Origin of the sequence: Ureibacillus suwonensis, assembly GCF_042655065.1 — a bacterium.
Classification (GTDB): Bacteria; Bacillota; Bacilli; order Bacillales_A; family Planococcaceae; genus Ureibacillus; species Ureibacillus suwonensis.
In genome coordinates, this window is record NZ_JBHSNQ010000147.1 from 1 (window position 1) to 5959 (window position 5959).

Sequence of the window (5959 nt, forward strand, 5' to 3'; positions counted from 1 at the left end):
TAGATACTTAAATTTTATCAGAAGATGTCCTTATTTTTATTAAAAAAATAGTAATAGCCCATGAAATTTCATTCCAACATTTCATGGGCTGTTTCCATTTTAGAGGAGGGTTTTGTCCCAGCCTCTTCTTAATACTAAATTCAAATATATAGATCCTAATAACGAAGTGAATATAAATACTAATATAGTTGAAAAAGCAGCACCAATTGCACCAAACTTATAAATTAAAATAATCCCTAAAACAATGTTAAGTATTCCCGTAATTATCGAAAGGTAAAAGTTGAACTTTAATTTTTTCAACATTACTAATATATTTCCCGCTGGGATTCTAAATGTACCTGCTATGAAATAGCCAAAAGCCAAAATTTGAAATATATATACTGAATCTAAGTATTGTGAACCAAATAACAATTTTATTATGAACTTCGCAAATATAATTAAAAATATTGATATTACAGAATTTATTATTAGTAAATATTTAGTGAGCTTCTTATAATTATCTTTAATCCATTTTTTATTAGAATGATTTTTTGCAAAATAAGGATATATAAAAGTCATTATTGATAATGGGATAAAGTTTAAAGCAAATGGTATCAAGGTTGCAGTTTTATATGATGCAATTTCATTTGCATCGACAATCAATATTCCTATTAAAAAAATATCAATTACATAAAGTAATTGGGCAATTGCATTATTAAAGGAAGAAACCATAGAAAACTTTATAAAATTTTTTCGCTCATTGTATAACAATTTAGGTGCTTTAATAAATTGAAAAAAGTCTTTCAATAATTTAACTCCAACAAGTATAGAAATTAAATAAGCTATATATTTAAGCAATACTACCCCAATAGCTTGAAAAAAATATGCACCTAAAATTGAACAAAGAAAAATAAGAAAGGTATTTAAAGAACTCAACAAAGAAAAATATCTATTCTGCAACGTTGCCCTAAAGTACATTTGAATTGCTTCAAATAATAAACTGACCATGGGCAATAAAAACATACTGATTAATATAAATCTTGCATTTTCGAGTTTCAATGGAAATAGAAGACCATAGAATAAAATTAATAAACTGACAAAGAAATTGAACAATACACCTAACCTAATACCATATTTAAAATAAGAGTATTTTTTATCTGAATCTCTAGTCTCACTACAAAATTGTAATATTCCTGCTGTTACACCCAATGCATTAAACAACAAAAAAAACTTCACAAGATTGTCTGCATAACTATATAAACCAAATTCTTCTTTTGTTAAAATTCTTACTAATACTATACTACTTGCAAAACCGATAATCCTATTTAATAAATTCGCACCTAAAATATCGAAAAGTCCCTTTTTAATTAAATTTCGTAAAATATCTTTCATTTTCAAATTAAATTAAAAATATAATTTTAGTGTCGAGAGAACTGTTAATACTTGGGACTTTTCGAAAGCATTTCCTTCATTATATAAATAAATCATGTCTTCTCTTAATCTTTTACTAATTTTATAATTATTAATTTCATTTTTATAATACGTATCCATAAATTGCTTAATATGGGTATTATTTTGATACCAATAATCATAAGGATTCATTGAATTCGGTTTTACTTTAGTTTTAACTCCCATTATTCTAGCAATTTTTTTCGGTCCTAATATAATCGCTTTGTTAATAAAAACTCTAAAATCACTAGCATTTACCTTTGATTTTGTTTTTTCCCATATAAAATCACAAGCTTTGGGATATTTTTTTTTCATCCATTGTTTATATAATTTATGGTTAATTCTATATTCTAAAGGTATGCTCATACAAAATTCTAAAAAGTCTATATCTAAAAAAGGAGAAGTTGTTTCAAAATAGTTCTTTCTTATTATATGTGAATTTAGTACACCCCTTAATGCTCGTACGTTCATTGCAAATAATTCTTCATTCTTATATTTTTCTAAAATATTTTTATCTAATCTATCAATCAATTTATATGACTCCGCATATTTAAAAGTTGAAAGTTTATTATTTTCAACAGAATTTAAATAGGTACCTAATACTACATCCCCAATTTGCCCGGTATGGCAAATTCCTATATTATCGAAATTAATCAGTTTATACGTTGCATTACTCTTTGTAACATTAAAATAGCAATTTAATCCGAAATTCATTTTTACATTTTCATCTAAATCAAAAATAATATTCGGATCATCTAGCGATTTAAATATCCAGTTATACTGTAAATATGATGTAATTTCCTCTGCGATTTTTTGATCATAATAACCGGATTTTGAATAAGTAACTACTAAATTGTTCTTATATCCTAATTCGTGAGCCACCCATAAAGTCATTCTTGAGTCCAGTCCACCACTTAATTCATTAAAATGTTGATACCCGTATTCAATATCTTTTGAATATTCCAAGTTTATAGCATTCTTAAATTTTATATCAATTTGCTCTACTAACTCATCAATGGACATATCTTTTACATCATATCTATCATCTGTTAGTTCGAAGTATTTAAATTCTTTTAATTGATTTTTTGTTATTTTTATATAAGAACCTAAGTCAATTTTTTTTATTTCTTTTATTAGAGTCTGATCATCAATCATGAATGAATAGGTTAATATTGAATAAATTGATTGTTCATTTATATTAAAATTTATGTTTTCCTTTTTTAATGTCTCAACAATATAATTAATCTCACTGCCAACAATAAAGTTATTATCATTATAATAATAAAAAACAGGAGTATCACCGACATGATTAGTATAAATTATCCAATAATCATCCTTTTTGCTATATAAAGCACCAGAAAAGCTGCCTCTAAACTCTTTAAAAAAACTTTCCCCCACTTCTTCAAACATATGGACAATAGTATCAAAAAAAGTTTTTTTATTATATTTTTGAATTAAATCTTTTTTATTAAGAATGACACCCTCGACTATAATTATATATTTTTCATTTTCAGAAAAAACTTTATCGTCAAGAAAACGGTTAAGGGTGTTTCTTTTTATTACATACTTGTTATTTTTTATTTCATTTTTTATACATTTTTCATTGTAATAATTATCTATTTCATTATGAGTTCTATAAGTGCTTATATAAAAACCTGGCATATACTCCTATTCCTTTCAAACTATATTTTCAATGAAAGTCGAATAATTTTTATTCGCACTATAATTATCTTCCCAAAACTTTCTAGTAGACTGTCTTAAATTAGAGTACTCGCTATCTGACATATCTGCGATCCATTTAATAGCATTAATTAATTGGTCATCTGTAAAATCTTTAGCTAATAACATTCCATTTATATTATTAACAACAATTTCCTTAACTCCACCTACATTAGGTGCAATTACTGGTATGCCGAAAGATATAGCTTCCATAATAGAAACTGGTATCCCCTCAGATTCACTTACATTAATAAATAAATGATATTGTTCATTTAAATAATCTTCTAATATTTGTTGATTTGAAATTGAACCTTTAAAATGATAAGTAATATTTGTTTTATTCCCCAGGCTTAAACTAGCTAAATTTTTAATTGAATCTAATAATTCTCCATCACCATAGTGTGTCCATTCTATATCTATATCATTAATTAATTGTAAAGCATTAATAATACGATCTAATCTTTTTACAGGTACAACCCAAGAACATGAGACAATTTTTAATGGATTTCGTTCTCCAGGTTCATCCATCAAACCATAATCAATTGTACCTAATTTTGACACCTTTATATTCATTTTTATATTTGGATAATTTTCAGTTAAATAACTTTTTCCATCTTCTGAAATAGAATAAATCTCATCAATATTGGATAATACTTTTTTTCTCAAGGGAATATAATTTAATGAATTCCTATACTCATATAGGTCAAATCCATGACATCTAGTAACCACCTTACTATTTTTGAAATCATTTTTTAACAATAAAGCCGTGTAGGCATGAAAATGCATCCAATAAGAATAAAAAATAATATTCGAATTTTGATTTATACCCAAATTAACTAGTTCTTTCTTAATCCACTTATACTTGTATCTTGATATTGAAAGAAATGATAATAATTGCTTTATTCTTAGTAAATTAAATTTTTTATTTCTTAATAAAAATAATAATTCCTTAAAGAAATCAACCGAAAATACTGCATTTATATATCTGAAGACCTTTTTTAGTTTACTTTTTTCCTTTTTTTGAGCAAAAAACTTTATATTTTTGTTTTTTATTTTTCGATAAGGCATACTACTATCTGCACTACAAGCAAAAATATAAACATTGCAATTGTTATAAAAATTAATTTCAGTTTCTAAAAAAGGCTCTTTGTTTAAAAAAGGAAAAAATTCGTCTAGTATTACTAGATTTTTCTTCATTTATTTTGACTTAACCCCTTTAAAAATTTTAGCTTTAACAAAAAATAAAGCCTTCAAAGTACTGAACAAATAATATATACATACAATAAACATATAATATTAACTAGACATGAAAACATGATGCCAATCAAACAAGGATCCAAAGTTAAATAATAGTAATAAATACTGTGAAGTATATTCTGATTTTTTATCTAAAAAATTTTAAATATTCAAATGTTTTTGTTAACAGCAAGTTTTCGTTTCAATTCAAACCAAAAATCATCCGAACCATTTGCATTAATAAAATAAGACAACTTATTTCTTATTAAATTCAAAATTATATTAATTAAAGTTATACCTATTCAATCAAATTCTTTCATTATTCTACCAAATAACTTTTCTAAATCTGTATCTTCAAAGAACTTACTAGCATTTTCTGAATAAAAGTTATAATTTTTATCAATTTCCCTTAAAGCTTGTTGCACTTCATTTTCGTTTGTAATATCTACGCATAAACCAGCATTATTGTTACCTATTGTATATTTTAAACCTGGAATATCGCGACCTAATATTGGTATTCCAAATCCACTATATTCATATATTTTATTAGGTGCACAAAAAATATTATTTAAATTACTATCATCATACGTTACTAATCCAATATATGCATGACTTGTTATTTGTAAGTGGAAGGGGGCTGGAACATGATTAATATGATACACTCGAGGATACTTACTTATTAATTCTTCTACGAATCCATCATGATTTTGCCCCATTAATACAAGAACATAATTATCATCTAAATTTTTCATTAACGATCCAATCAATTCTTTAATTCCACGATCTCTGCCTATATGTCCTTGATATAAAAGAATCTTTTTATCAGATAAACTATTGATCATTCTGTTTAAGTCATAATTATATATTTTAATATTTCTTTTCCTAGGATGATCATATGTTTTATTTGGTATAACAACCGGTGTTTTCTTTAAATTTAACCAACATTTTAAAATTGCAGCCCGTGAATATTCCGGTATTATCACAACTTTAGCTGACTGAGCGAAAGGTCTCATTAACTTTAAATAAATCGGATGAGTATCATACAATTCTCTAATATGAAGAATATACGGATATTTCATTATTTCTTTTCCCATAGCAAGAGCAGTATCTACAGAGCCAATATATAATATATCTCGATTAGTATATATTCTATGTAGTATTTCTTTAAAATTTTTTCTAACCCCATACCAATCAGATACTTTTTTAATTATAGATGTACCAAAGGTATTATGTGACGAACAATAGATTTTTGCTCCTTTTTTCTCCAGTAAATCGAATAGCTTAATATCACACTTTGAACAAATTACACTTACTTCATACTTTTTTTCTAACGCCACCATTATTTGTGTTATTATCGGAACATTTCTTTCTAAATTTCCTTTAATTGAATCAATTTCATAAATCATAGTTTTTCTGAAGTATAGAGTACCCCTATACTAAAAACTTCGTTTTTTTTTTAATTATGCAACTTGGTTTTGTTGCTGTAATAAAGCATTGATTCGATCAACTGCTAGTTTGCAGGTATTATAAATTAACGTCACCAGATTGAAATGCATTTTTGCTTTCTTTCCTGTAC

The 5959-nt window shown here is 25.6% G+C and carries 4 protein-coding genes; all 4 read right to left on the minus strand.

Annotated features, from left to right (window positions below):
- Positions 1-99: 99 nt before the first annotated feature.
- Entirely contained in the window at positions 100-1371 is a 1272-nt protein-coding gene (locus ACFPOH_RS11490) for an oligosaccharide flippase family protein (RefSeq protein ID WP_390309751.1), read from the minus strand.
- A gap of 12 nt (positions 1372-1383) precedes the next feature.
- A complete protein-coding gene (locus ACFPOH_RS11495) occupies positions 1384-3090 on the minus strand; it encodes an asparagine synthetase B family protein (RefSeq protein WP_390309753.1) in 1707 nt (568 codons plus the stop codon).
- A 15-nt stretch (positions 3091-3105) separates the two neighbouring features.
- Entirely contained in the window at positions 3106-4344 is a 1239-nt protein-coding gene (locus ACFPOH_RS11500) for a glycosyltransferase (protein WP_390309754.1), read from the minus strand.
- 341 nt (positions 4345-4685) lie between these two features.
- Positions 4686-5789 (minus strand): glycosyltransferase, encoded by a 1104-nt coding sequence (locus ACFPOH_RS11505; RefSeq protein ID WP_390309756.1) that lies wholly within the window; start codon positions 5787-5789, stop codon positions 4686-4688.
- Between the last annotated feature and the right edge of the window lie 170 nt (positions 5790-5959).